Below are 25,453 nucleotides of genomic sequence, written 5' to 3'. Positions count from 1 at the left end.
TCGGGGAGCGGCAGGGCGGCGAAGTCGGCGGACGTGGCGTCCTTCGACTGGATCGCGTCCAGGATGTCCTTCACGGTCACGGTGTTGCCTCCGGCTCGGTATGACGTCGGGCACGTCCCGTTCGGTGCTGAGCTGACGCGTCGACCGTCGCAGGCGGCGATGGACGCCGGATGAGCGGCCGATCACGGCGGTCGCCGACACCCTCCTCGACGACGGCGCGTGGCAACGGACGTGTGGGGCGGCCGCCCATCACGTTGCCCGTGCCGGAGCCCGCGACGCGAGTCGGACGGGCACGGCGGCTCGGATGACGTGCGCATGGCCGAGTGCTCCGGTGGTGATCGGCCGTTGATCGGGGCTTGCCAGCATTGACGGGCATCAACACCCCTCGGATCTGCGGAAGGAATCACTCATGGGCGAGTCCAGCGGCGTGCGCATCGGCGACTGGCGGCTCCGTCTGACGGCGGCGGGCATCGGTCTGCTGGCGCTGGTGGCCGGTGCCGCCGGGACGACAGGCGCGTCGGCCGCCGCCCCGGCGGGCGGTACCGCGGTGCACGCGGTGGCCGAGGGCAACGGTACGACGACGGGAACCTCGGACCCGACGGACTGGAACAGCACGGGCTCCCGCGTGGTCAACCCGACCTCGTAACGCCAGGGCTCCCCACCGCGTCACACCGCCGGCGTGTCCACGCGGACCCCGAGCCGCGCGACACAAACGGCCCTCGCCCGGGACGCATCCCGGGCGAGGGCCGTTTGCGTGCCCGCTACGACGCCTTCGTGACCGGTACGCGCAGCCGGACCGGGATGTCCGGCACCCAGTACGGGCCGTCGGTGGCCAGGGTCAGGGACGCCGTCCAGTCGCCGGGCCGGGTCAGCCGGCGCGGGTCGAGGGTCACCGTGAACGTCGTGGTCCGCCCCGGCCGGAGCGTCAGGCGGTGCGGGTTCACGGTCAGCCAGGGGACGTCCGTCTCGGTGCGGTCGTATCCGGGCAGGACGTCGGCGGTGGACACGGGGACGGGGAACCGGGGTTCGCCGCTGCCGCCCACCCGGTACAGGCCGGGTGCGCCGCCGCCCCGGTAGACGGCGGCCGGGGCGTCCGGCAGCCGCTTCCAGGTGTCCGTCCCGGGGTCGTAGGCGTACCCCTCGGCGGTGAGCACGCGGCTGGGGCCGACCCGCTTGAACCCGCCGGAGACGAGGAGTTGCCCGTTGGCGGTGGCGTACGCGCCGGTCGCCAGGCCGACCGGCATGGCGGCGATGGGCTGCCAGCTGTCGGAGGCCGGGTCGTAGACGTGGCCGGCGCCGGTCTCCACGTACTCGTGGACGCCGCCCGCGCAGTACAGCCTGCCGTCCACGGCACCGCAGTTGGCCCAGCTGATGGTCTGCGGGTAGGCGGCGGCCCGGGACCAGGACCGCGCGCCCGGGTCGTAGACGTACACGGAGTCGGAGCAGTCGGTGTTCGTGCAGCCGCCGACGACGTAGAGCCGCCCGTCGAGGACGGCGCCCGCCGCGCCGTAGAGCCCTTCGGGGACGTCCGGGCCCTTCGACCAGCGGCCGGTGTCCGCGTCGAATACCTGCGTGGTCCGGCTCACGGTCTCCTGGGGACCCCAGCCGCCCACCGTGTACAGGCGGCTGCCGATGAAGCCGTGCGCGGTGGCCTGCCGGGGCTCGGGCGCGGACGGGCCCCGCTTCCAGGCGTGGCCGGCGGGGTCGTACACGTACAGGTCGGCGGTGGGTTCCTGGCCGTCGGAGCCGAGGGCGGAGTAGAGCCTGCCCCGGTAGGTGCCGACCGCGTTGTCCATCACGGGGACGGGCAGGTCGGGCAGCGCGCGCCAGGCGGTGCCCGGGGCCGGGGAGCCCGGGGCGGTGCCGGTGCGCTCGCCGACGCGGAGCCGGATCGGCGCGGTGCCGGTGTTGCGTACCGTCACCTTCCGTACCGCGGTGGCCCGGCGGGAGGTGGCGTCGATCCGGGCCGGACGGACCGTCAGACGGCCCGCCTTGAGGACGAACGAGGCCGGGGTGACCCGGTCGGCGGGGACCTGCACGGTGCGGGCGGCCGTGGTGTACGACGGTTTGGCAGCCGTCGCGGTGGTGGCCCGGCCGGAGCCGGGGACGAACAGCCGGTAGGCGCCGTCGCCGAGGCGCGGGTCACCGGTCGTGGCGACCGTCGGCGCGGCCGGCCCGTCCGCCGGGCCGGTGTGCACGACGGCTCCGATCAGCCCCTTGCCGGTGTTGGCGTCGGTGACGGTGCCGGTGAGCACGCCGCCGGGCACGGGCGTGGCGACCCGTTCGGTGACCGTGACGTCGTCCACCGCCCAGAACAGGCCGGGGCCGGTGAAGTGGAACCGCACCCGTACCGCGCGCTCGCCGGCGTAGGCGGTCAGCGGGATCTCCACCCGGCCGCTCGTCCACAGCTGGTCCTGGTGCCACACCGTGGTCCAGGTCCGGCCGTCGTCGGAGCTGACCTGCACCTCGCCCTTCTGCTCCGCGGAGCCCTCGTAGTCGGTGTCGAAGCCCAGCGCCGGGTCCCCGGCGCGGCCGAAGTCGTAGGCGGGGCTGGTCAGTGAGGTGTCCAGGGGGCTGCCGGCGTGGCCGGCGTCGGCGACGGCGAAGCCGCCGGAACCGCCGGTGGTGTTGCCCCGGCCGCCGGGGTCGTCGAACGTCCAGCCCGGGGCGCCGCTCACGCTCCAGCCGGCGGGCGGCCCGGAGGTGCCGTCGAACGTCTCGCCGCCGACGGTGTCCGCCTTCACGGTGTACGCCGGGTCGTCGGCGGCCCAGGTGTCCACGGGCAGGGCCAGGGGCACGGTGAGGTCCGTGGTGCCGACCGTCACCTCGCGCTCCAGTGACTGGTAGGAGCTGTCGTCGCCGACCACGCGCAGGGTGTACGTGTGGTCCTCGGGGAGGTCGAGGCGGTAGGCGCCGGTGACCGGGTCGGACCACACCGGGGCACCCGGCACCCCGGCGACCGTGATCCTCGCGTGCAGCGGCCAGCCGTGCCCCGAGCCGTCGGTGACGGTGCCCGAGATCCGGTGGGTGGCGAGCTTGCGCAGGCCGAGGTCGCCGCTCGCGGTGCCACCGTCGGTGAGGTGGACGCCCGGCAGGGTGCCCGGCGCGTACCCGTAGGCCGTCACGCGGACGTCGTGGTCGCCGGCGGGCAGCGGCAGGGTGTAGCGGCCGTGGGCGTCGGTGGTCGTGCCGTACGGGCCGGCGGTCACCTCGGCCGCTGCGACGCCCGCGCCCGAAGCCGCGTCCGTGACCGTGCCGGTCAGCGTGCCGTGCGGGCCCATGGTGAAGGCCGTCAGGCCGTCGGGGGTGCCGAGACCGGTGGGGCCGTCGTAGCCCGGGCCCGCGGTGCACAGGTAGGCCGGTGCGCAGGTCCCGTCGGCTCCCGTGGTCACGTCGTGCAGTCCCCGGCCGCCGGTGGCGTAGGGGTAGACGGCGGGCCGGGAGCCCGCCGCCGGGGTGCCCGCGTTCGCGTACACGCCGGCGATGATCGGCGCCGAGGCGCTGGTGCCGCCGGCCACGCCCCAGCCGCCGGTGTCGCCGTAACTGTCGTACACGGCGACGCCGGTGTCCGGGTCGGCCACCGCGGCGACGTCGGCGACGGTGCGTCCCGGGCAGCCGGTGTCCCGCTGGAAGGCCGGCTTGGGCTCGTAGCGGGAGCAGCCGGAGCCGGTTCCGTTGCCGTCGTGGCCCCAGGCCGACTCCGTCCAGCCGCGCGCGGTGGCCGGGTCCTTGGTGAGCGTGGTGCCGCCGACCGCGGTGACGTGCGGGGAGGCCGCCGGGTACGCCACGCCGTACCCGTAGTCGCCGGCGGAGGCGACGACGGCGACGCCCGGGTGGTCGTAGTGGACGTCGGCCGCCGACTCCGCCGGGTCCTCCGGGAAGAAGGTGTAGTTGGAGCCGTAGGAGTTGGAGACGTACTTCGCGCCGAGCGCGACCGCCTGGTCCACGGCCGCGCCCAGGTCCTCGATCGTGGCGCTGTCCGCCTCGACCAGCAGGATCCGGGCCTTGGGCGCCACCGCGGAGACCATGTCCAGGTCGAGGGAGATCTCGGTGGCCCAGCCGGGGTCGGGGTCCGGGCGGTGGGTGCCGCCGCGCTGGTCGGTCCTGGTGAAGCAGCCGTTGGCGGTGGTGCAGGGCGGCAGCCCGTACCGGGCGCGGTAGACGGCCAGGTCGGCCTCGGCGTTCGGGTTGTCGAAGGCGTCGACCACGGCGATGGTGGCGCCGGCGCCGCCGTCCGCGGGGAGGTCGTAGGCGCTGCGCAGGTCGGCCGGTCCGTAGCCCTGCGGGTCGGCATCTGCCCCGCGCGGTTGCCGACGGTCCGTCATGTCGGTGCGGAGCAGGCCGAAGCAGGTGAACTCGTGCGGCCTGGGCGGGCCGCAGAGCGGTCGTACGTGGTCCCGTGCGGTCTGTGTGGCGGGTGCCACCGTCCGGTCCCCGGTCTCCGCGCGGGCGGGGACCGGGGCGGCGAGGGCCGTCAGCAGGGCGGCGGCCAGCGCGGCGGCGCAGGCGGTCAGGCGTCTGCGCCGGCGGGGCACAGCGCTCGGTGGTGTGGGCAGGGGTATGGGCAACTCAACTCCCGTGGCATGGGCGGCGATCGGACGCGCCGTCCGGCACACGTTAGTTGAGCTGTGAAGAAGTTTCTGTTCCGTACGGGATCGGGATCTGCACCAGGAGGGAAGTGCCGCCGCCGGGGGGTGAGTCGATGGCGAGGGTGCCGTCGAAGGCGGACACGCGGTCCGCCAGGCCGGTCAGGCCGCTGCCGACGGTGGCGTCGCCGACGCCGCCGACGCCGTCGTCCACGACGTGGATCCGCAGGACGTCCGTGAGGGCGAGGGAGATGTCGATCCGGGACGCCTGGGCGTGTTTGACCGCGTTCGTCACCGCCTCGGCCACCACGAAGTACGCGTTCGACTCCACGGTGGTGGAGAGCCGCCGGGGGTAGTCGGCCCGCACGACGGCGGGAACCGGGCAGCGCGCCGCCAGGTCCTCCACGGCCGCCGCCAGGCCCTTCACCGTCAGCACCAGCGGGTAGATGCCCCTGGCCAGTTCCCGCAGTTCGTCGATCGCCGTCTGCGCGTTGTCGATCGACTGGTCCATCAGCTCGGTCACCGACGTGTCCGTGTCGGAGATCATCTCCCGTGCCAGCCGGAGGCCGATCATCAGGCTCACGAGCCGCTGCTGCGCCCCGTCGTGCAGATCGCGGGCCGTACGCCGGTGCACCGCCTCGACGCTCTCCATGGTCCGTCGGCGGCTGTCCTGCAGCGAGGTCGCCATGGTGTTGAAGGACGCCCCGAGCGCGTCGATCTCCGCCACCCTGCTGGGCGGGATGCGGACGCCGAGGTCACCGCCCGCCAGCCGCCCGGCCGCTGCCGCCGCCCCGCGCACGGGCCGTACGACGGCGCGGTGCTGGAGCACCGTGAAGGCGGCCACCAGCGCGGTCGACGCCGCGATGCCCACGCCGGCAGCGATCACCGCACGGTGCGCGTTGGCGCCGGCGGCGTCCTCGCGCGCGGCGAGCTGGGCGCGCTCGCCGGCCGTGTACGCGTCGAACCGGGCCCGCAGGGCGTCGACGCGGCGCTTCCCCTCGGCCGTCGCCGTCAGGCCGGACGCGGCGGGGTCGCCCCGCCGGACCGATTCCACCAGCGGGATCGAGTAGTCGTCCAGGAAGGACCGGACGCCCCGCGCGATCTGCTCGGCGGTGCGCCGCTGCGCGGGGGTGGTGGCGGAGTGGGTGAACCGCCGGACTCCGGCGGGCAGCGCCGTGCGCGCCGCCTGCCACGGCTGGAGGAAGTCCTCGCGTTTCGTGATCACGAAGCCGCGCTGCCCGGTCTCCAGGTCCACGAGCAACTGCTCCATGGTTCCGGCCTCGACGAGAGCCGTGCGGGAGGCGCGGCGCGCCGACGTGGAGTCGTTCGCGTCGTCGATCGCCCACAGCAGGACCACGAACGCGACACCTATCAGCAGGGCCAGCAGAGTGCTCGCCGCGACCGTGAGGCGCGTCAGCCCCAGCCCCCGGCTGCCGTACCACCGTCGTACCGTCATGCTCCGCAATGTAGCCGCACACGGCCGGGGGCGTTCGGTGAGGAAGGGGTACGGGCGGCACACGTGACGCCGATGTCATCGCCGCGGGCTCGACATGTGCCTCGGCGTCAGCGGGCCGGGCCGCTGCCGGGGCCGTACGTCACCAGGTGTCGTCACCCCGGTCCGGCGCCACGCTGTACGCGGTCGCCGACAGCAGCCCGGTGATCGTTCCGCCGATGGCCGGGAACACGGCCGCGGTGGCGAGGCGGGCGTCGAGCGGTAGATCGTTGGTGAACGGCAGCAGGGCCGGCGCCACGGTCACCAGGCCGGCGATCCAGACGAAGAAGGCGCGCGGCCGGGCGACGGTGAGCAGCAGCAGGTGCAGCGGCCCGGTGCCCGTGACGGCGCCGGCCGCCGCCCAGGCCGCCAGGTATCCCGTCGTCACATCGCCCCCCACGCCCGCAGCGCGCGGCGAGAACAGCGCGACGTCGAGCACCCCGCGGACGAACATCGTGGCCACGACCGCGACCAGCGCGGCGACCACCGTCGTCGCGGCACCGGTGGCCCACAGCCGGCCCGCCGCGACGGACCGCGGGCCGGGCGGCGCCTGGTACCCGGGGCCGCCGCGCGGGCGGTAGGAGGGGACGTCACCGTACGGAGCGGAACCGGCCATGGGGAACCACCTTTCACACACGGTCGTCACGACGTGACGTCGCGGTCGGCCCGCCGTCACTCGCGCTGACCCCGGCATGCCCGCCCCGCCGCGGATCGGCGCGGTCTGTGCCGCGTCACACCCCACGGGCAACGCTCCCCGCGCGAGGGACGCCTGACATGCGGACAGGTGCCTGTCCCACGGTGCGGAGCCCGCCCACGACCCCGCCCTCCCCGGCCGGCAGGTAGGTTCTTGACCCTCACACCGTGTCAGGCGGTCGACTCGGAGACATCATGTTCACCATCGGAGACTTCGCCCGGCACGGCCGCGTCTCGGTCCGGATGCTGCGTCACTACGACGCGACCGGTCTGCTGCGCCCGGCCCATGTCGACCCCGTCAGCGGCTACCGTCACTACACCGCCGCCCAACTGGCCCGCCTCAACCGGATCATCGCTCTCAAGGACCTCGGGTTCTCCCTGCGACAGGTCCGGGACATCGTGGACGAGAAGGTCGCCGCCGAGGAGCTGCGCGGCATGCTGCGACTGCGGCGGGCCGAACTCGAGAGCGCCATGGCCGCGGCGGGAGCACGGCTGGTCCAGGTCGAGGCGAGGCTCCGAGCCATCGAGAGCGAGGGGCACATGCCCACGAACGACGTCGTCATCAAGAGCGTCCCCGGCGTCCGGGTGGCCGAACTGGCCGCGACCGCGGACAGTTTCTCACCCGAGGACATCGGCCCGGTCATCGAGCCGCTGTACGCCGAGCTGTTCCGGCGCCTGGACTCGGCCGGCATCGCGCCCACGGGCCCCGGCGTCGCCTACTACGAGGACGCCCCGGAGGGCGGCGGCAGGATCACCGTCCACGCCGCCGTCCAGGTCTCCGCCCGCCTCCAGGACGACGGTGCCTTCCGCGTCCTGGACCTGCCGGCCCTGGACCAGGCGGCGACCATCGTGCACCGCGGCTCCCCGGACACCGTGCTGCCCACCGCGCAGGCCCTGACCCACTGGATCGACGCGGGCGGCTACCGGTCGACCGGGTACCCCCGCGAGGTCAACCTGGAGTGCCCCGAGAACCGCGACGACTGGGTGACGGAACTCCAGGCGCCGGTGAGCCGGGCCTGACCACCGGCGGGAGGAACGGCCCCCGCGCGGTTCCCGCCGTCGCGGGGGCCGGCCACCGCAGCAGCCCGGGCACCGGCCCGGCACGCCGCCGGCACCGGCCACCGCACCCCGAGTCCGGTGTCCGCGCCGCCTCTCGACGGGCGGCGCGGCGAGGCAGGCCGGTCCGACGCCCTCGGCTATTACGGCGTAATCGTCTCCTGATGTCTCCGTACCCGGACGCGGCGGGTGGAAGGATCGGCGACAGGATCCGGTCCAGGAACGCCAGGAGAAGGAGACGCCGTTGTCCGGACGTACCGTGCTGATCACAGGAGCGTCGAAGGGGATCGGCCTCGCCACCGCGCACCGGCTCGCCGACCGCGGACACCGGGTGCTGGGCATCGCCCGCGGGGTCCCGGACGGCGACTTCCCGGGGGTGCTGCACGCCTGCGACCTCGCCGACGCCGGGGCGACGCGCGAGCTGCTGGAGACGGTCACCCGCGAGGAGCGCGTGGACGCGGTCGTCAACAACGTCGGCGTCGTCCTGCCGGAACCGCTCGGCGAGATCACCCTCGACGCGCTGCACGAGGTGTACGACCTGAACGTACGCGTCGCCGTACAGGTCACCCAGGCGTGCGTCGGCGGGATGCGGGAGCGCCGCTGGGGCCGGATCGTCAACGTGACGAGCCGGGCGCAGCACGGGTCGCGCACCCGCAGCGGTTACGCGGCGGCCAAGAGCGCGCTGGTGGGGCTGACCGGCACGTGGGCGCTGGAGCTGGCGGAGCACGGGGTGACGGTCAACGCGGTCGCCCCGGGCCCGGTCGAGACCGGACTCTTCCGCCTGCAGCACCCGGTGGGCGGCGCGGAGGAGGCCAGGGTGCTGCGCTCGGTGCCCATGGGCCGCTTCGGCCGCCCGGAAGAGGTCGCAGCGGCCATCACGTTCCTGCTGGGCGAGGACGCCGGCTTCATCACCGGACAGGTGCTCGGCGTGGACGGCGGGGGGACGCTTCCCGGCCGGTGAGGCGCGGGGCCGCGACCCGGACGACCCGCCCGGCCCACGGGCGCACCCGGGGACCGAGCCGGTTCGTTCGTCCGTACGCGGCGCCGGCCGGTGGGGTGTTCAGCCGCAGCTGAGGAGGCCGGCGGCGGACTTGGCGGCGAGGATGCGGTGCACGCTGTCGGCGACGTCGGCGCGGAACGCGGCGTCGGTCTTCATGCGGGCGCTGACCGCCTGCGCCATCGCCGGTACGGTGGACGCCTTCACGGTGAGGATCATGTTGCCGCCCGCGGAGAGGAAGTTGACGGCCCGCTGGCCCGGGGTGAACGACTTCACGGCGACGGCCTGTCCGAGGTCGTCCGAGATGACGACGCCCTTGAAGCCGAGCTGGGTGCGCAGCAGTTTGCGGATGACCGTCGGCGAGAAGGCCGCGATGTGATGTGCGTCGATCTTCGTGTAGGTGGCCGAGGACATCATCACGAACGGCGCCCCGGACTTGATGCCGGACCGGAAGGGCCCGAGGTAGGAACTGGACGTCGTCGTCACCGAGTCCACGACGTTCGCGGTGGTGTCGGTGTTGCCGGTCACCCGGCCGAGACCGGGGAAGTGCTTGAGCGTCGTCATCACATGGGCCTGCTTGAACCCCTCGGCGAAGGCCCCGCTGTGCGAGGCGACGACCTCGGGGGTGTGGCCGAACTCGCGGTTGTAGCGGCCGATGGGCGCGTTGCGCGTGCCGAGGCTGGCCGGCACCGTGTCCGCGACGGGAGCGAGGTTGAGGTTCAGCCCGGCGGACTTCAACTGCGTCGCCCAGTCCGCGGCCCGGCTGCGCAGCGTCGACGTCGACCAGGTGCCCTGGGTCAGCGCGGCCGGCATGGTGGAGAACCCGGGGCCGCTCAGCACCTGGACCTGGCCGCCTTCCTGGTCGGTGGAGACCATCAGGCCCACCCGCCGGCCGGACACCGTGTCCGCCTGGCCCCGGAAGCCGTCCACCACCTTGCGCGTCGCCTTGGTGCCGGCGCTGCTGCGCCCGGTCAGCATGACGGAGCCGACGTGGTAGTCACGCAGCGTGCGCAGGTCGGTCGCGCTGGGGTGCGCGGCGGACACCCCGCCCATGAAGAGCTGGCCTATGCGCTGTGCCTGGGTCATACCCGTGTACACGCGGTCGGCGCAGGTGGTGGCGACGGCTCCCGGACCCGGATCGGCGACGGCGCCGACCGGCTGGACGGTATGCGCCTGGGCGGCCGGTTCGCCGACGGCGACCGCGGTCAGCAGCAGGGTGACGAGCGGGATGCCGGTGCGCAGAGCCGCCGAACGGCCCCTTCCGCGCCGGCGGACACGTGCTGTCATGGATGGCGCTCCTGTCTCGGACGATGGGCGGGCAGGGAATCGGTGGCCCGCTGTTCCTGTACGGCGGGGGCAGACCGCTCCGCCACGCGCCCCCGCTCCCACACGCTACGCCGCACGGCCGGGAGATGCGCGCCTTGCCTGCCAGGAAGCCGTGAACCGGCCCTCCGGGGCCGCGCTTCCGCCCTGGGAGGGGGCTCGGATCCGTCCTGGGAGGAGGCGCGGATCGTCCTGGGAGGAGGCGCCGATCCGTCCTGGTCTAGACCGAAATCGGTAAGCAAATCAGACATTGATGACTATTGCTTGATATAAAGATCACGTATAGGCGTGGCCGGTCCTGGGGGGCAGCGCGGCCGCGCCGGTTGTCTGGGATTGGAGCTCCTAAGGAGAGGCATGCGGCCCTTCAGAATCGCGGCAACCCGACAGACCCCGGTTTCCGTGCCGCGTCGGCCGGCCCATCCGGAAGGCACCCACGCTCGCTGGTACGGCCCCCTGTCCGTCTGCGTGGACCTGGCCGGCGCCGCACTGCCGGTGACGGCGGCGATCGTGGAGGTCCACGAGCCCCACCCCCTGCGGCTCGCGGCCGTCGCCACCCTGCTGTGGCCGCTGATCAGGGCGGTCGGCAAGCGGTACACGCCCGCCGCCTGGGGTGACGGCGGCGGCCTGGGAGCCGTGCTGCGGGACTGGCTGCTGCTGGTCGGCGCGCTGGCGACGCTGCGTGTGCTGTGCGGGCTGGAAAGCGTGCCGGCCGAGGCCTTCACCGCGCTGATCCCCGCCCTGGTCCTCACCGCGGTCTGCCACGAGGTGATCCACCGTCACCTCCTGGCCGCCCGCCGCAACGGCCGCGCGCTGCGCCATGTCCTGGTGGTCGGGGAGGGCCCGACGATCGACGCGGTGGTCGGTCAACTGGCCCAGCGCACCGACCACGAGTACGCGATCGTCGGCTGCTGCCCGGTCGGGGAGGACGAGGTGTTCTCCGGCGTCCCCGTGTACGCGCGGCTGCCCCGCGAGGAGCCCGGGATCCCGGGTGAGGACGCCGCCACGGTGCTCGGGGCGGCCGACGGACTCTGCGCCGACCTGGTCTTCGTGGCGACGGGCCCGCACCTGTCGGGCGAGCGGCTGCGCCGGCTGTCCTGGTCGATGCACGACCGGGGCTGCCCGGTCGTCGTGCTGCCCGGCATCGTCGAGGTCGCCCGCCGGCGGGTCCGGCTCACCTCGGCGTCCGGGCTCACTCTGCTGCACATCTCGCCGCCGCTGCGCCGTGGCGTGCCGGCCCTGCTGAAGGCGGCGGTCGACCGCGTCGGCGCGCTGCTGCTGATCGTGCTGCTCTCGCCGCTGCTGCTCCTGCTGGCGCTGGCCGTGCGGCTCGGCTCCCCCGGTCCCGCCCTCTACCGTCAGATCCGGGTCGGGCAGTACAAGACGCCGTTCCCCATGTGGAAGTTCCGCACGATGGTGGTCGACGCGGAGAGCCTCAGGAACGAGCTGGAGGCGGCGAACGAGAACGACGGCCACATGTTCAAGATGCGCCGCGACCCCCGGGTCACACCGGTGGGACGCGTCCTGCGCCGCTACTCGCTGGACGAGCTGCCCCAGCTGTTCAACGTCCTGCTCGGCCACATGTCCCTGGTCGGCCCGCGCCCCCCGGTGCCGGAGGAGGTCGTCAAGTACGACCCGGTGGAGATGCGCCGGCTGCACGTCAAGCCGGGGCTGACCGGGCTGTGGCAGGTGAGCGGACGGTCGGACCTGTCCTGGCACGAGACGGTCTCGCTCGATCTGCGCTACGTCGACAACTGGTCCCCCGCCATGGACATGAACGTGATGGCCCGCACCGTACGCGCGGTGCTGAACGGCCAGGGCGCCTACTGAAGTTCGTCCATCCGGGCAGGCCTGCCGCCAACACGCGCCGATCGCGACGGCGGAACGGGCGGGGAACCGGCAAGGTACCGGGGAGGAACCGGGAGGAACACCGTCATGGCGCAGACCGCAGCCGCCCCGCACCGGCCCGTCGTCGAACGATCCCTGCGCGGCTTCACCGGCGCCGGTTACGACAAGGGACGCCCCCTGCTCGTCCAGGCCGCCTGGTTCGCCGTCCTCCACCTGGTCTTCGTCAAATGGTGGTGCCCCGACCGCTGGCGCCCGGTGCTGCTGCGCGCCTTCGGCGCCCGGGTCGGACAGCGGGTGCTGATCCGGCACGGGGTGCGGGTGCACTGGCCGTGGAAGCTGGAGGTCGGCGACGACGTGTGGATCGGCGAGGAGGCGTGGATCCTCAACCTCGAACCCGTCACGATCGGCAGCGACTGCTGTGTCTCCCAGGGCGCGTTGCTGTGCACGGGCAGCCATCGCGCCCGTTCCGCCACGTTCGAGTTCGACAACGGCCCCGTCCGGCTGGAGCCGGGCAGCTGGGTCGCGGCCCGTGCCGTCGTCCTGCGCGGTGTCACGGTCGGCCGGGGCGCGGTGGTGGGCGCCGCCGCCGTCGCCCACCGGGACCTGGCGCCCGGCGAGGTCCTGACGACGAAGGGACGTACGGCATGAGACTGCTCCACGTGGTCACGCTCCTCAGCGACGACGGTGCCTTCGGCGGTCCGCCGAGCGTCGCCGTCGCCCAGGCGCGGGAGCTGGCCGCGCGCGGTCACGACGTCGCGCTGATGTCGCTGTGGCGGGGCGGCGGCCGCGCGCCGGAGCGCGTCGGCACGGTCCGGCTGCGCTCCCGTCCGGCCCGCACGCTGCTGCCGGGACGGGGTTTCATCGGTCTGCTGCACCCCCTGCTCGTACGCGATCTGTGGCGGGCCATGGGCGGTGCCGAGGTCGTGCACGTGCACGCGGGGCGCGACCTGGTCTCCCTGTCCGCCCTCGCCGTCGCCGCCCTGCGCCGCGTGCCGTGTGTGGCGCAGACGCACGGCATGGTGGAGCCGCGCACCGCGCTGCCCGTCCGGCTGTTCGACCTGTTGTACCTGCCGTTGCTGCGCCGGGCGCGCGCCTGCTGCGTCCTGACCGAGCAGGAACGCGGTCTGGTGGCGCGGGTGCTGGGGCCGGACGGTCCGCCGCTGCGGCTCCTGCCCAACGGCATCGAGCCGGGGCCGCCCGAACCGGCGCCGCGGCGCCCGCGCGAGCCGCATGTGCTGTTCCTGGCCCGGCTGCATCCCCGTAAACGTCCCGAGGCCTTCGTGGAGATGGCCGCGCTGGTCCACAAGGAGATGCCCGAGGCCCGCTTCACGCTGTACGGCCCGGACGACGGATCGCTGCCCGCCGTGCGCCGGCTCATCGCACAGGGGCCGGCGGGCGTGGTCCGCTACGGCGGTGCGCTCGACCCCTCCGAGGCGCGCGAGGCGTACCGTACGGCGGCCGTCCACGTGCTGGCGAGCGTGAACGAGCCGTTCGGCATGACGGTCATCGAGGCGCTGGCCGCCGGTACGCCCGTGGTCTGCACCGACACCTGCGGCATCGCCGACGAGCTGGCCCGCCGTGGCGCCGCCCTGGTCACCGACGGCAGCCCCGGGGCCATGGCGGCAGCGGTCCGCCGGCTGCTCGGTGATCCGGAGCTGTGCGCGCGGATGGCGGAAGCCGGCCGCCGGGTGGTCGAGGACGTCTACTCCATCGGCGCCGTGGTCGACCGGCTGGAGGAGATCTACCGGGGCAGCCGCCGGAACGAGCCGGTCGGCCGGGGCGACACGCGCGGCGCGGCACGCCCGGCCGCCGGCCGCCCCCGGCAGCAGCCGGCCCCGCTCGCCTGACCCCGCCCACCCGGGCCCACCGCTGTCCGGCAGGCACCCGCCCACGCCCGCTCCCGCGCCGCGCGCACACCGGGGTACCTCGACACGCTCGCGCGCGAGCCTCCCGCCGCCGCTTCACGGAACGCGGTGGCGGGAGGCTTCGTTCAGGGGCGGTGGCGGGTGCCGCCGGCGCTCGCGTGCAGGATCGCCTCGAAGCGGGAGGCGCAGTCCTCCAGGGCGAACTCCCGCTCGGCCAGGGCGCGGCTCTCCTTGCCCAGCCGCTCGGCGCGGGCCGGGTCGGACAGCACCTCCCGGACCCAGGCGGCCGCGGCGTCCAGTGCGGACTCCCGCGGGGGGAAGACCGCCGACCCGGCCTGCCGGAGCAGCCGCGCGGCGAGGTTGTCGGCGGGCATCAGGCCGAGCACCGGCCGCCCGGCGCACAGATAGGACAGCGTCTTGGACGGGACCGAGAACTGTCCCGCGCCCGGGTCGAGCAGGACGACGAGGACGTCACCCGTGCCCAGCACCTCGGGCAGCCGCTCGTACGGCTGGAACGGCAACAGGGTGAGGTCGACGCCCCGTGCCGCGGCGGCGTCCCTGAGGACGGGTACGGCGGGGCCGTCGTTGACGACGACGAGTCGCACCGGGCCGCCCTGCTCGCGCAGTCGCTCGGCCAGCCGCACCAGCAGCTCCGGGTTGTGCTTCAGTCCGAGCGTGCCGGAGTACAGCACCGTCCGCACGTCGTCCAGACCGTGCTCCGCCGACCAGCCGTTGGCCCGTGCCACCGGGACGATCTCGTCCAGTGGCGCCCAGTTGGGGATGACGGTGACCCTGTCCGCGGTGCCCCACTCCTCGTGGACCCGTACGAACGAGTCGGCGATCACCACGACGGCCGCGGCCTGCCGCGCCGACCACTTCTCGCCCGCCTCGAACACCTTCGCCGCCAGGCCCATCGACTTGGCGACGTCGGCGGCGGCGAAGCTCTTCAGCGCCACCGCGGTCACGTCCTGGTGCCACAGCACCCAGGGGATGCGCAGCCGCTTCAGGACGGCCGCGGCCACCACCAGGACCGGGATCGGCAGGTTGGACAGCAGGGCCACGTCGGGTTTCTCTCGGCGTACCTGCCGGGCCAGTTCGAGCCCGAGCCGGGTCTCCTGGCCGAGCCGGCGGAAGTAGGCGTCCTTGCGCAGCCTGACGCCGTCCCCGATGGTGGCGAAGCGCAGGCCCGCCGTGGATCCGGCGAGGTCGCCCTTGCCGGAGACGTAGGCCGTGCACGTCGAGTGGACGACCCGGTGACCGCGGCGGGCCAGCTCCCGGCTCAGCTGGGCCTGGAACGGGTGGCCGCTGTAGTCGTGGACGAGGATCCTCATCGTCCCGTGTCCCCGCAGCGCGTCCGGTGTCACTGGTGGGAGCGCTTGACCTGGTCGTAGACCCACGCGTAGGTCTGTTCCAGCCCGTCGGCCAGGGAGACCGACGGCTCCCAGCCGTAGATCTCGCGGATCAGGGTGTTGTCGGAGTTGCGCCCGCGCACGCCCTGGGGCGCGTCCAGCCGGTGGCTGCGCTCGCAGCGGATGCCGGCGATCCGTTCGACGATGTCGACGAGCTGGTTGATGGTCACCAGCTCCGAGGAGCCGAGGTTGACCGGTTCGCCGCTGTCCCCCTCCATGATCATCTGGGTGCCGTGGAGGCAGTCGTCGATGTACATGAAGGAGCGGGTCTGCAGGCCGTCGCCCCAGATCTCGATCCGGTGGTCGCCGGAGAGCACCGCCTCGGCCACCTTGCGGCACACCGCGGCGGGGGCCTTCTCCCGGCCGCCGGCCCAGGTGCCGTGCGGGCCGTAGACGTTGTGGTAGCGCGCGACGCGGGTGGTGAACCCGTAGTCCTCCGTGTAGTGGCGGCACATCCGCTCGGAGAAGAGTTTCTCCCAGCCGTAGCCGTCCTCGGGCTGCGCCGGGTAGGCGTCCTCCTCGCGGAGCGCGGTGACGTCCGGGTCGGTCTGCTTGGCGGCGGCGTAGACACAGGCGGAGGAGGAGTAGAAGTAGCGCTCCACCCCGGCCTCGTGGGCGGCCTGGAGCATGTGGGTGCTGGTCAGCACCGACATCATGCACGCGGCCTTGTTGTTCTCGATGAAGCCCATGCCGCCCATGTCGGCGGCCAGCATGTACACGTGCCGCGCGTCCCGGACCCCCGCGCGGGCGTTCTCCAGGAGCGACAGGTCGGCGATCACGTTCTCCGCGGCGTCGTGGACCTGGTACCACTCGTGCCGGGGCTTGATGTCGATGGAGCGTACGGTCAGCCCCTGGGAAAGCAGGGAGCCCACGAGATGGCCTCCGATGAATCCCCCGCCACCGGCAACGACGACGTCGACCTGCTTGCCCATGGGCAACTCCCTTGTCCGAAGATCCGATGACCTGGTGCGATAAAGCAATGCATATTTGTCAGGATTTGGTGCAAATGGCACGCCGACCTGTCCCCCGCGTCACCCGATGACGACGCTGTGCGGACGGCCGCGCGCGGCTTCCGGCTTCGCGCGCGCCTGTACGGCTTCATGAGGTACGGGCGCTATAACCCTGTTGATGAGCTTTCAGGGGAAATACCCGGCTGGTGAAGACCTTCGGTGGCGCGAGGTCCCCGTCCGCAGCGTGGCCGCGGTCTCCCTGTGGGCCGTGGCGCTGCTGGTCCTGCTGCCGGGACTGATCCTCCAGTCGGACGGCGCGCACCCCTCGGTCCCGCTCGCCGCCCAGGGTGTGGTGCTGGGACACACCGGCGTGGCCCTCGTCCGTGTGCTGACCGCGACGACGGTGCGGCTCACCGCCCTCGGGTTCTGGGTCTTCGCCTACGTCTGGCTGGGCCTCGCGCCCCTGGCACAGCTCGCCACCGACACCTACCCCTGGGCCTACCGGACCGGCCAGGCAACCGCCCTCACGGCCGTGGCCGTCGTCGAACTCGGGCTCCTCGCCCACAGTGCGGGAGCCGCCGTCGCCGCCCGCCGGGAGCGGGCCCGCGCGGCCGGACCCGCCGCCTGCTCGCCCGGACCGGTGGAACGGCTGCTGTCCCGCCGCCTCGCCCCCTGGCGCCTGCTGTCGCTGTGCGGGCTCGCCCTCGTCCTGGCGGCACTGCTCGTCCCCGGCCAGCCGGGCGGCGTCGGCGCCTACTTCACGAGCCGTCAGGCGCTGCGCGAGGCGGGCATCGCCGACGGCTCGAACGACGCGTTCCTGGCGGCCGTGCGCAGCTGGTCCCTGTCCGTGCCCGCGTTCTGGGCGCTGCTGGGGCTGATGCACGTACCGCGCGAACCCGGGGGCGACCGCCTGCTGCGCGGTGCCCGCCGGCTGCTGCTGCCGCTGCTCCTCGCCCTGAACGTCGTCGTCAACAACCCCGTCAGCAAACCGCGGTTCTGGTTCGGCACGGTCCTGCTGACCCTGCTGTTCGCCGTGCCCCGGCTGAGCCGGCCCCGCGCCTTCCGCGTCATCGCCGCCACCCTCATGGCGACCGTGCTGCTGCTGTTCCCGTACAGCGACTACTTCCGCTACAGCGACCGGGAGCAGTTCGCCGTCGTCTCCCTGTCCGCGCAGTTCACCACCAACGGCGACTACGACGCCTTCCAGCAGGTGCAGACCGGCATCGACATGGCACGGGACCGGGGCTTCTCACCGAAGGACGCGCTGGGGCCCGTGCTGTTCCCGGTCCCGCGCTCGGTGTGGCCGGACAAGCCGGGGGACACCGGCATCACCCTGGCCCAGTACGCCGGTTACGACTTCCTGAACCTCTCCGCCCCGCTGTGGATCGAGAGCTACCTGTGGGCGGGCCCGCCCGCCGTGGCCGCCGTGTTCCTCGTGCTCGGCGCCGTCGGACGGCGCATGGACGACGTACGCCACCGGCTCCGCGACCGGACGGGCACCCTCGCCGCGTTCCTGGTCCCGGCGTTCGGCTTCTACCAGATCGTCTTCCTGCGCGGCAGCCTGCTGGGGATCGTCGGCCCGCTGACGCTGCTGGTGACCGTTCCGCTGCTCGTCACCACCCCCGCCGCCCGCGCGGCCCGGCTCCTGCCGTCGGCGCCGCCGACCGCACCCACCCGACCCGCACAGCTCCCCGGAACAGGAGGGCACCCGTGACCGGCCCCATCCACCTCTACGACCGGTACGACGAGCCGGACCAGCTACGCGACCAGCTGCGCCGGCTGCTGCGCCACCGTGGCGTCATCACCCTCGGGATCGTCCTGGGGCTGCTCGGCGGCGCCGCCCTGGCCCTCTCCCGCGCCCACACGTACACCTCCACCAGCGAGGTCCTCGTACGCTCCACCGCCGACCCCTTCGGCACGGTCAGCGTGGCCGCCGACAACCAGGTCAGCATGGGCACCGAGCAGCAGATCGCCGCCAGCACCGCGGTCGCCGTCCGCGCGGCACGCCTCCTGGGCCAGGCCGACGGCACGGCGAACGCGCTGGAGGAGGCCCTGCGGATCACCAACCAGGCCAAGTCCCAGGTGCTGCGCTTCGAGTTCACCGCCCGCACCCCGGGGCGCGCGGCACGCGGCGCCAACGCCTTCGCCGAGGCCTATCTGGCCGACCGCAAGGCCCGTAACCAAGCCGCCGCCCAGCGGGCCACCCAGGGGGTGGAGCAGCAGATCAAGACGGTGGAGGCCGCTCAGAAGAAGGCGACGGAGGACGACGACACCGCCAAGGCCCTGCAGAGCCAGCTGGACACCCTGCGCGAGCGTGTCGTCGACATCAACTCCCGCGACACCGACGGAGGCGACATCGTCCGCCGCGGCGAGCCGCCCACCCGGCCCTCGGTGCCCGGCCGGCCGGTCCTGCTCGCCCTCGGGCTGGCGGGCGGGCTGGCCCTCGGCATCCTGCTGGCCTGGCTGCGCTCCGCCCTCGACACCCGGGTCCGGTCGGCCGACGAGGCCCGGGCCGCGCTGCGCACCCCGGTGCTCGGCCTGCTGCCCCCGGGGCACCAGGAGCACGACGACGACCTGCTCGCGGTCGGCCGCCGGGGCGGGGACCGGGCCGAGGCGTTGCGCGCCCTCGCCTACCGGCTGCGCGGCACCGGCCTGCGCGCCGGCACCGGCCGGGTCCTCGTCGTCTCCCCCCGGCGCGGTGCCGCCGCCGAGGAGGTCGCCGTGAACCTGGCCGCGGCGCTCGCCGAGTCCGGCGAGGAGGTGCTGCTCGTGGACGCCGACCCCGGCACCGCCGCCCTCTCGGACCGGCTGCCGCTGCTGCCGGACGACGCCCGCACGTCCGAGGACGCCTCCTCGCTGCCCGACGGCAGCCGCCTCGTCGACGCCGGGACCGCCGGGCGGTTCGCCTGCTGCGCCGGCGGCACCGGCTCGCCCGACCGCGCGGGCGGGCCCGCCGCCGTCCTCCGGCTGCCGGCCGGGCCCGGCTCCCGCACCACGGTCGTCGTCGCGCGGCCGCTCCTGGAGCACGCCGACGCCCTGGCCCTCGCGCAGCGTGTCGACGGTGTCCTGCTGGTCGCCGGTCTCGGCACCACCCGGCGGGACGACCTCAGGCGGGCGCACGAGCTGATCGAGTGCTCCGGCGGGACCCTGCTCGGGACCGTGCTCGACGCCGGCCGCCGCCGCGGACGCCTGCGTGCCGTGCTGCGCCGCCGCCCCGCGCGCCCCGAGGCGGAGTCCGCCACCCCGGTCGTCGAGCTCCCGGCGCAGGACGACACGCTCTCGGTCTCCCGCGGATGACCGGCCCGGACGCGACCGCCGCCCCCGCCCCCTCGAACAGCGTCGCCGCCGCCGCGCGGGGCGGGTGGTGGGGTGTGGCGGGTTCGGCGACGAACGCCGTCTTCGCCTTCGTCTTCGTCGGCCTGCTCACCCGCGCCCTCGGGGCGCAGGGCGCGGGTGCCGTCTTCACGGGCGTGGCCCTGTTCACCATCCTCAGCAACACCTGCAAGCTCGGCGCCGACAGCGGGCTCGTCCGTCTGGTCTCGCGGGACATCGCGGTGGGCGGCGGCCGCTCGGTGGGCGGTCTGCTGCGCGCGGCCGTCGTACCCGCGGCCGTGGCCAGTACGGCGGCCGCCCTCATCCTCCTGCTGTGCCCGGCCGTGGCCACCACGCTGCTGCCGCACCTGCCGCCGGCCGACGCGGTCGCCCTGGTCCGGCTCTTCGGGCTGTTCCTGCCCGTCGCCACCGTCGGACTGGTCCTGCTCGGCGCCACCCAGGGCCATGGCACCGTGGTGCCGTTCGTCGGCGTGGAGCAGGTCGGCAAACCCGTGCTGCGCGTGCTGATCGCCGTACCGGTGGCCGCCTTTGCGCCGGGTCTGCTGCCGCTGGCCGCGGCCTGGTCGCTGCCCGCGCTGGCCGGCACCCTGACCGCCTGGCCGGCCCTGCGCCGCTGTCGCGCTCTGCGCGGCACCACGCGGCCGGCCGTGCGCGGGGCGGTTCCCTGGCGCTCCTTCTGGAGCTTCGCGGCACCCCGCGCGATCTCGTCCGTCTTCGACATCAGCGCGGTCTGGGTCGGCGTCATCCTGCTGTCCGCGCTGGCCACCGGCGCCGAGGCGGGCGTCTACACCGCCATCGGCCGCGTGGTCACCGCGGGCACCCTGCTGCAACTGGCCGTGCGGCTCGCCGTGGCACCCCAGATCAGCAGGCTGCTCGCCGTCGACCAGGTCGCCGAGGCGCGCCATCTGCACCGCGTCTCGACCTGCTGGATCGTGCTCTTCTCCTGGCCGGTGTTCGTCCTCGTCGCCGCCTTCCCCCGGACCGTGCTGTCGGTCTTCGGCCCGGAGTTCGTCCGCGGGGCGCCCGCCCTGGTCGTGCTGTGCCTGGCCTCGATGGTCAACGTGGCGGTCGGCAACGCCCAGACCGTGCTGCTGATGTCCGGCCGCAGCTCCTGGCACCTGGCCGTCACCGCGCTGGCGTTCACGGTGCAGTTGACGGTCGGCCTGCTCGCCGTGCCGCCCTGGGGCGTCGTCGGGGCCGCCGTGTCCTGGGGCGCTGCGATCGTGGTGGAGAACCTCTCGGCCGCGCTGCTCATCCGGCTGCGCCTCGGCTTCACGACCGTGGACCGGGGCTACACCACCGCCCTCGGGACCGGACTGGCCGTCTCGGTGGTGCTGGCCGCCGCGCGCTCACTGGGAGGTGACACCACGTCAGGACTCGCCGCCGGGATGACTTTGGGATTGTGTACCTTTGGCACTACTTTGTGGTGGTATCGCAGGCCGCTGGGAGTGAGTGAGCTGGTCGGAGTCCTGCGCCGTCGCGCCGCATGAGCCCGGGCAAGGGTGTGCGGTCCGGGTGCGGCGGACCCCGCGTCATTCCCCGCGCGTCGCCCACACCACTGCCATCCGGGGTGTCCTTTGCGCCTGAGAAACCTGCCGTCGAGGGCGGCCACCAGTGCCGTCGCCGCCACGCTCCTCGGCTCCGCCGCCCTGCTCCAGCCCGCTCCCGCCGCGGCCGCCGGCGAACCCAGGACGTCGTTCACGGCCGATCCGCTGACCACGTGGCAGACGAACGGCATCGTCTGGTCGCTGGCCTCCGCGCACGGTGTCGTCTACGTCGGGGGAACCTTCGACGCGGTGCGGCCGCCCGGCGCGGCGCCGGGCGAACGGGAGGTCCCGCGCCGCAACTTCGCCGCGTTCGACGCGGTGACCGGCGCCCTGCTGCCGTGCGCGCCGTCGTTCACCGGGGGCGCGGGAACCGTCCGCGCGCTCAGGACCTCGCCGGACGGCCGGGTGCTGTACGTGGGCGGCTCCTTCAGCCGTGTCGGCTCCGCCGGCGTGGCCAGCGCCGTCGCCCTGGACACGGCCGACTGCTCCCTGCGCGGGGATTTCCGCCCGGCGGTGTCCGCGACCGTCCGGGCGATCGACGTCACGGACCGGACGGTCTACCTCGGCGGTGACTTCCGCCGGGTCGACGGCCGGACCCGGCAGCACATCGCCGCCTTCACCCCCGACGGTGGCCTGCGGCGCTTCCGGGCCGACGTCGACGCCCCGGTGCGGGCGCTGTCGGTGGCGCCCTCGCACGAGAAGATCTACGCGGGCGGTGACTTCGAGTGGGTGAACGGCCGGCGGGCCCACTCGCTGGTCGCCCTGAACTCCACCAGCGGGGCGACCGAGCACACCTTCCCGGACTGGCTGCCGCCCCGGTCGTCGGTGAAGTCGATCGCCCAGGACGGCAGCCGGTTCTACGTGGGCGCCGAGGGCCACGGCGAGGGCGTCTTCGACGGCCGTATCGCGGGCCGGGTCGACAACGACCGGATGGTGTGGAAGGACACCTGCCACGGCGCCACCCAGGCCGTCCTGCCCTACCAGGGCGTCCTGTACAGCGCCTCGCACGCGCACGACTGCCGTGAGACTCCGGGCGGGTTCCCCGAGCGGCACGACCGGCAGCACCTGCTGGCCCAGTCGCCCGGGAACAGCAGGATCCTGCACTGGTTCCCCGACACCGACGAGGGGACGGGGGAGCAGATCGGACCCCGGGCGCTGACGGTCGCCCGGGGCGTCCTCTGGGTGGGCGGCGAGTTCACCAAGGTCAACGGCGAGCCCCAGCAGGCCCTCACCCGCTTCGGGCCCGGCCCCGACACCGGCGCGCCGACGGTGCCCGCGCTCTCGCTCGCCACCAGGCGCCCCGGACAGGTCACCCTGCGCTGGAAGGCCTCGTGGGACCGGGACGACGCGACGCTGACCTACCGGCTCTACCGGGACGGCCGGCTGGTCTCCCGGCAGAAGCAGTCGTCCACCTACTGGAACCGCCCGCTGATGAGCTACACCGACCCGGTGGGCGCCGGCACCCGTCACCAGTACCGGATCGAGGTGACGGACGGCACGAACACCTCGCGGAAGTCGCCGCCGTTGCAGGTGTCCGTGCCGGTGCAGGCGGGGGGTGACACGGCGCAGTGACCCGCATCGGATTCGCGCCCGGCGTCTACGACCTCTTCCACATCGGACACCTCAACGTCCTGCGCGAGGCGCGCCGGCACTGTGACCACCTGGTCGCCGGAGTCACCTCGGACGACCTGGTGGTCCGCCTCAAGGGCAGGCCGCCGGTCGTCCCGCTCGCCGAGCGCCTGCAGATCGTCGGCAGCCTGCGCTGCGTCGACGCGGCCGTCGTCGAGTCGCAGGAGGACAAACTGCAGATGTGGAAGCGGGTCGGCTTCCACGTCATCTTCAAGGGCGACGACTGGCGAGGAACGCCCAAGTGGAACGAGCTGGAGCGGCGTTTCGCGGAGGTGGGCGTCGAAGTCGTCTACTTCCCCTACACCCTGCACACCTCCAGCACCCTGCTGCGCGGCGCCCTGGAACTGCTCTCCCGCGGCGAGCCGCCGCGGATCCCCTCAGCGCAGCTCGCGGAACCACTTGACCAGGAAGGCGGCCATGAACACGAGGTGGGCCAGCAGCAGGACGCAGTAGACGGAAAGGAAGACGTGCTGGCTGGCCAGGAATAGGAAGCCGAGGCAGGTCACGCCGTAGTCGACGGGCAGGAGCAGCAGGGACCGCAGCGCCGGCGCGGGCTCCGCCGGCGCCGGGGCCGCCGTCCGCCGCTTGAGCTGCTCGGTCAGGATGCCGGCGAAGAAGATCACCACGGCCGCCAGCTCGAACAGCATCGGGGCCAGCAGGAAGGCGGGGTCGGGCAGGGAGAAGAACCGGTAGAACGACACCAGGACGACCAGGTGCACCGTGACCAGCTTGACGCAGTCCAGCACATGGTCCAGCCACTCGCCGGAGGGGCTCCCGGAACGCTGTGTGCGGGCGAGTTGTCCGTCCGCCGCGTCGAGGGCGAACCCCACGGCCAGGGCCGCGCAGACGCAGACCGACAGTCCCGGACCGGGTCGCACCAGGGCCACGGCGGCCAGTGCCGGAAAGGTGAACAGGGCGCCGAGCACCGTCAGTTGATTGGGGGTCGCGCCGATCCGGTAGGCCAGGGCAGCCAGGACGCGACCGGCCGGGCGGTTGACGAACAGGGTGTAGACCGACACCCCCTTCGCGGGCTTCTGTGCCGCCGACATATGCCTGAGCACCTCGATGAACCCGGTCATTTAGCTCCTTATTGTCTGGAAAGAAGGGGATTATGACAGAAGGGGAGGGATCGATGGCCCGTGTGAGCCGTCGGCGGCTGCTGCGTGGCGGCACCTCGGTGCTGGCCGCGACGGCCCTGTCCACCCGCGGCGCCTCCGCCGCCCCGCGCCCCGCCTCCGACACGGACACCGTCGTCAACGTGGTCGACCTGGGCGCGGTGGGCGACGGGCAGACCGACGACAGCGCAGCGTTCGAGATCGCCTACACGTTCGCCGCCGCACGGGTCACCGACGGCGTCGGGCGCGTGGTGATCGAGATCCCCGCCGGCGAGTTCCTGATCACCCGCCCGCACGCGCTGCTCAACGGTGTCGCCCCGCCGCGGCCCGCGAGCGGCCTGCGGTTCTCCGGTGCCGGCAGGCGTATGACGACTCTCGTCTTCCGCCCCGGCACCGGCCCCGGCTCCTCCCTCTGCCGCAACCAGGACGTGTGGTCCAACCTCTCCTTCGAGCGCATGCGGTTCCGCTCGGCCACACCGGGCGCCTCCTTCCTCGACTCCTACTCCACCGGACAGGCGCAGGACTACCGGTTCTCCGAGTGCGAGTGGACGGGGGAATGGGAGTACGGGCTCGTCCTGAGCGGCACGGACACCAACTCGGAGATGCGGTGGGAGGCGTGCCGGGTCGGCGGCCGCTACCGCAGGGCGTTCCTGTACTCGGGGCTGACGCGGAACGGGCAGCAGGAGCCGAACGACCAGGACCAGTTCCTCAACTACTGGTTCACCGACATGAAGGTCGAGTACGAGTGGGGCAACTTCCTCGAGTTCCCCTACGGCGGCTCCATCGCCTGCCGGGGCGGCTCCTACATCATCACGGGCAGGCGCCCGCAGAGCACCCCGGAATACGGCACCACCAGCACGTTCTTCCGCTTCCCGGTGGCCCGGCACCACGACTCCGTGCAGCGGTTCCACGCCCAGGACATCCGTTTCGAGGTGCGCAACCCCGACGTGGTCGTCATCGACTGCGTGTGGAACGGCGGCACGGTCCACTTCGACGACTGCGACGACACCGGTCTCGCCTTCAAGGACTTCTCCGCCGAAGTCCGCCCGCACCGCTACAACGTGGGCCCGCGCGGGCCGCTGATCCGCTACGACTCCTGCCAGTTGGTGGGCCGCCACGAGTACCGGCCGGCCGCCGCGCCGGACACCCTCCCGGTCCTCGCCCGCTACGACATGTGCCTGCTCCGCAGCCACACGGCACACGACTTCGCGGTGGCCGGCGGCACGGGCCAGGTGCCCTTCGTGCAGTTCGTCGACTGCGTCGACGCGGGCGGGAAGGCCGGCTCGTCCGTGTCCGCCCCGTCCACCCCGTCGACCCCACCCGCTCCGCCCCCGTGCCTGGTGCCGAGCCCGAGCCCGAGTTCCAGCCCGAGCCCGGGTCCGAGCCCCGCGCCGGCGCCCGAGCCGGGTCCCGCCACGGCCCCCTCGCCGCAGCCGGCGGCGCCCCCCGAGCCCGCTCCCGCGACGACTGCCGGCACCCCCGGGACCCCTGGGACCCCGACGCCGTACGACACCGGCCAGGCCGGCTGCTCCGGCCCGCGCCAGGAGTCCCCCTGACCCGGCGTACTCCGTCCGCGCCCATCCGCGCGGCGGCGGGTCACCCGTGGGAGGGAC

Annotated in this window: 18 protein-coding genes and 1 pseudogene; 12 read left to right on the top strand and 7 right to left on the bottom strand. The window is 73.7% G+C overall.

The genetic code is table 11. The features are described from left to right. The first annotated feature begins 409 nt into the window (after positions 1 to 409). On the top strand, positions 410 to 646 hold the full coding sequence (locus AB0946_RS38415) for a hypothetical protein (RefSeq protein WP_366765369.1): 237 nt from the start codon (positions 410 to 412) through the stop codon (positions 644 to 646). 115 nt (positions 647 to 761) lie between these two features. Here the strand turns inward: AB0946_RS38415 and AB0946_RS38410 are convergent, their stop codons facing one another. The 3 genes from AB0946_RS38410 to AB0946_RS38400 form a co-directional block, all read right to left on the bottom strand. Then, complete coding sequence (locus tag AB0946_RS38410) at positions 762 to 4,568, bottom strand: kelch repeat-containing protein (protein WP_366765368.1); 3,807 nt, start codon at positions 4,566 to 4,568, stop codon at positions 762 to 764. Between the two features lie 49 nt (positions 4,569 to 4,617). Continuing rightward, positions 4,618 to 6,042: a CHASE3 domain-containing protein gene (locus AB0946_RS38405; RefSeq protein ID WP_366765367.1), complete on the bottom strand. Its 1,425-nt coding sequence runs from the start codon at positions 6,040 to 6,042 to the stop codon at positions 4,618 to 4,620. Positions 6,043 to 6,181: 139 nt separating this feature from the next. After that, positions 6,182 to 6,694: a DUF6069 family protein gene (locus AB0946_RS38400; protein WP_366765366.1), complete on the bottom strand. Its 513-nt coding sequence runs from the start codon at positions 6,692 to 6,694 to the stop codon at positions 6,182 to 6,184. Positions 6,695 to 6,966: 272 nt separating this feature from the next. On the opposite strand from AB0946_RS38400, the gene AB0946_RS38395 reads away from it, so the two are divergent. Both AB0946_RS38395 and AB0946_RS38390 read left to right on the top strand, forming a co-directional pair. Next, on the top strand, positions 6,967 to 7,791 hold the full coding sequence (locus tag AB0946_RS38395) for a MerR family transcriptional regulator (RefSeq protein ID WP_366765365.1): 825 nt from the start codon (positions 6,967 to 6,969) through the stop codon (positions 7,789 to 7,791). A gap of 280 nt (positions 7,792 to 8,071) precedes the next feature. Then, entirely contained in the window at positions 8,072 to 8,788 is a 717-nt protein-coding gene (locus tag AB0946_RS38390; RefSeq protein WP_366765364.1) for an SDR family oxidoreductase, read from the top strand. Between the two features lie 99 nt (positions 8,789 to 8,887). On the opposite strand, the gene AB0946_RS38385 is transcribed toward AB0946_RS38390, so the two are convergent. Beyond that, on the bottom strand, positions 8,888 to 10,111 hold the full coding sequence (locus AB0946_RS38385; RefSeq protein ID WP_366765363.1) for a glycoside hydrolase family 3 N-terminal domain-containing protein: 1,224 nt from the start codon (positions 10,109 to 10,111) through the stop codon (positions 8,888 to 8,890). A gap of 435 nt (positions 10,112 to 10,546) precedes the next feature. Between AB0946_RS38385 and AB0946_RS38380 the strand changes: the two genes are divergently transcribed. From AB0946_RS38380 to AB0946_RS38370, 3 genes are all read left to right on the top strand, one after another. After that, positions 10,547 to 11,974 carry a sugar transferase gene (locus AB0946_RS38380; protein WP_366765362.1) on the top strand — a complete coding sequence of 476 codons (1,428 nt, stop codon included), beginning with the start codon at positions 10,547 to 10,549 and terminating at the stop codon, positions 11,972 to 11,974. A 105-nt stretch (positions 11,975 to 12,079) separates the two neighbouring features. Further along, complete coding sequence (locus AB0946_RS38375; protein ID WP_366765361.1) at positions 12,080 to 12,640, top strand: DapH/DapD/GlmU-related protein; 561 nt, start codon at positions 12,080 to 12,082, stop codon at positions 12,638 to 12,640. After that, positions 12,637 to 13,839: a glycosyltransferase family 4 protein gene (locus AB0946_RS38370; protein ID WP_366765360.1), complete on the top strand. Its 1,203-nt coding sequence runs from the start codon at positions 12,637 to 12,639 to the stop codon at positions 13,837 to 13,839. The genes AB0946_RS38375 and AB0946_RS38370 overlap by 4 nt, the downstream gene beginning before the upstream one ends. A gap of 143 nt (positions 13,840 to 13,982) precedes the next feature. Here AB0946_RS38370 and AB0946_RS38365 read toward each other — a convergent pair whose 3' ends face one another. Next, positions 13,983 to 15,188, bottom strand: coding sequence for a glycosyltransferase family 4 protein (locus AB0946_RS38365; protein WP_366765359.1), 1,206 nt, complete (start codon positions 15,186 to 15,188; stop codon positions 13,983 to 13,985). A gap of 29 nt (positions 15,189 to 15,217) precedes the next feature. Next, positions 15,218 to 16,198, bottom strand: a complete 981-nt coding sequence (locus AB0946_RS38360; RefSeq protein ID WP_366765358.1) for an NAD-dependent epimerase/dehydratase family protein — start codon at positions 16,196 to 16,198, stop codon at positions 15,218 to 15,220. 262 nt (positions 16,199 to 16,460) lie between these two features. Between AB0946_RS38360 and AB0946_RS38355 the strand changes: the two genes are divergently transcribed. From AB0946_RS38355 to AB0946_RS38335, 5 genes and pseudogenes are all read left to right on the top strand, one after another. Further along, the gene (locus AB0946_RS38355; protein WP_366765357.1) at positions 16,461 to 17,930 is read left to right on the top strand and encodes a hypothetical protein; all 1,470 of its coding nucleotides are present in this window, start codon (positions 16,461 to 16,463) and stop codon (positions 17,928 to 17,930) included. Continuing rightward, on the top strand, positions 17,927 to 19,513 hold the full coding sequence (locus AB0946_RS38350) for a hypothetical protein (protein ID WP_366765356.1): 1,587 nt from the start codon (positions 17,927 to 17,929) through the stop codon (positions 19,511 to 19,513). Before AB0946_RS38355 ends, AB0946_RS38350 begins: the two co-directional genes overlap by 4 nt. After that, a complete protein-coding gene (locus AB0946_RS38345) occupies positions 19,510 to 21,039 on the top strand; it encodes an oligosaccharide flippase family protein (RefSeq protein ID WP_366765355.1) in 1,530 nt (509 codons plus the stop codon). The genes AB0946_RS38350 and AB0946_RS38345 overlap by 4 nt, the downstream gene beginning before the upstream one ends. An 87-nt stretch (positions 21,040 to 21,126) precedes the next feature. Next, positions 21,127 to 22,668, top strand: coding sequence for a fibronectin type III domain-containing protein (locus tag AB0946_RS38340; protein ID WP_366765354.1), 1,542 nt, complete (start codon positions 21,127 to 21,129; stop codon positions 22,666 to 22,668). Beyond that, positions 22,665 to 23,078, top strand: a pseudogene (locus tag AB0946_RS38335) (adenylyltransferase/cytidyltransferase family protein); the annotation flags it as partial. The gene AB0946_RS38340 and the pseudogene AB0946_RS38335, both read left to right, overlap by 4 nt. A 24-nt stretch (positions 23,079 to 23,102) precedes the next feature. On the opposite strand, the gene AB0946_RS38330 reads toward AB0946_RS38335, so the two are convergent. Next, positions 23,103 to 23,804: a CDP-alcohol phosphatidyltransferase family protein gene (locus AB0946_RS38330; protein ID WP_366765353.1), complete on the bottom strand. Its 702-nt coding sequence runs from the start codon at positions 23,802 to 23,804 to the stop codon at positions 23,103 to 23,105. Positions 23,805 to 23,857: 53 nt separating this feature from the next. Between AB0946_RS38330 and AB0946_RS38325 the strand changes: the two genes are divergently transcribed. Further along, positions 23,858 to 25,396 carry a glycosyl hydrolase family 28-related protein gene (locus tag AB0946_RS38325; protein ID WP_366765352.1) on the top strand — a complete coding sequence of 513 codons (1,539 nt, stop codon included), beginning with the start codon at positions 23,858 to 23,860 and terminating at the stop codon, positions 25,394 to 25,396. Positions 25,397 to 25,453: the final 57 nt, after the last annotated feature.

The sequence above is a fragment of the Streptomyces sp. NPDC046870 genome, assembly GCF_040704595.1.
Lineage (GTDB): Bacteria > Actinomycetota > Actinomycetes > Streptomycetales > Streptomycetaceae > Streptomyces > Streptomyces argyrophylli.
The sequence above is the reverse complement of the archived record's forward strand: the minus strand, read 5'-3'. Positions and strand labels throughout refer to the sequence as shown.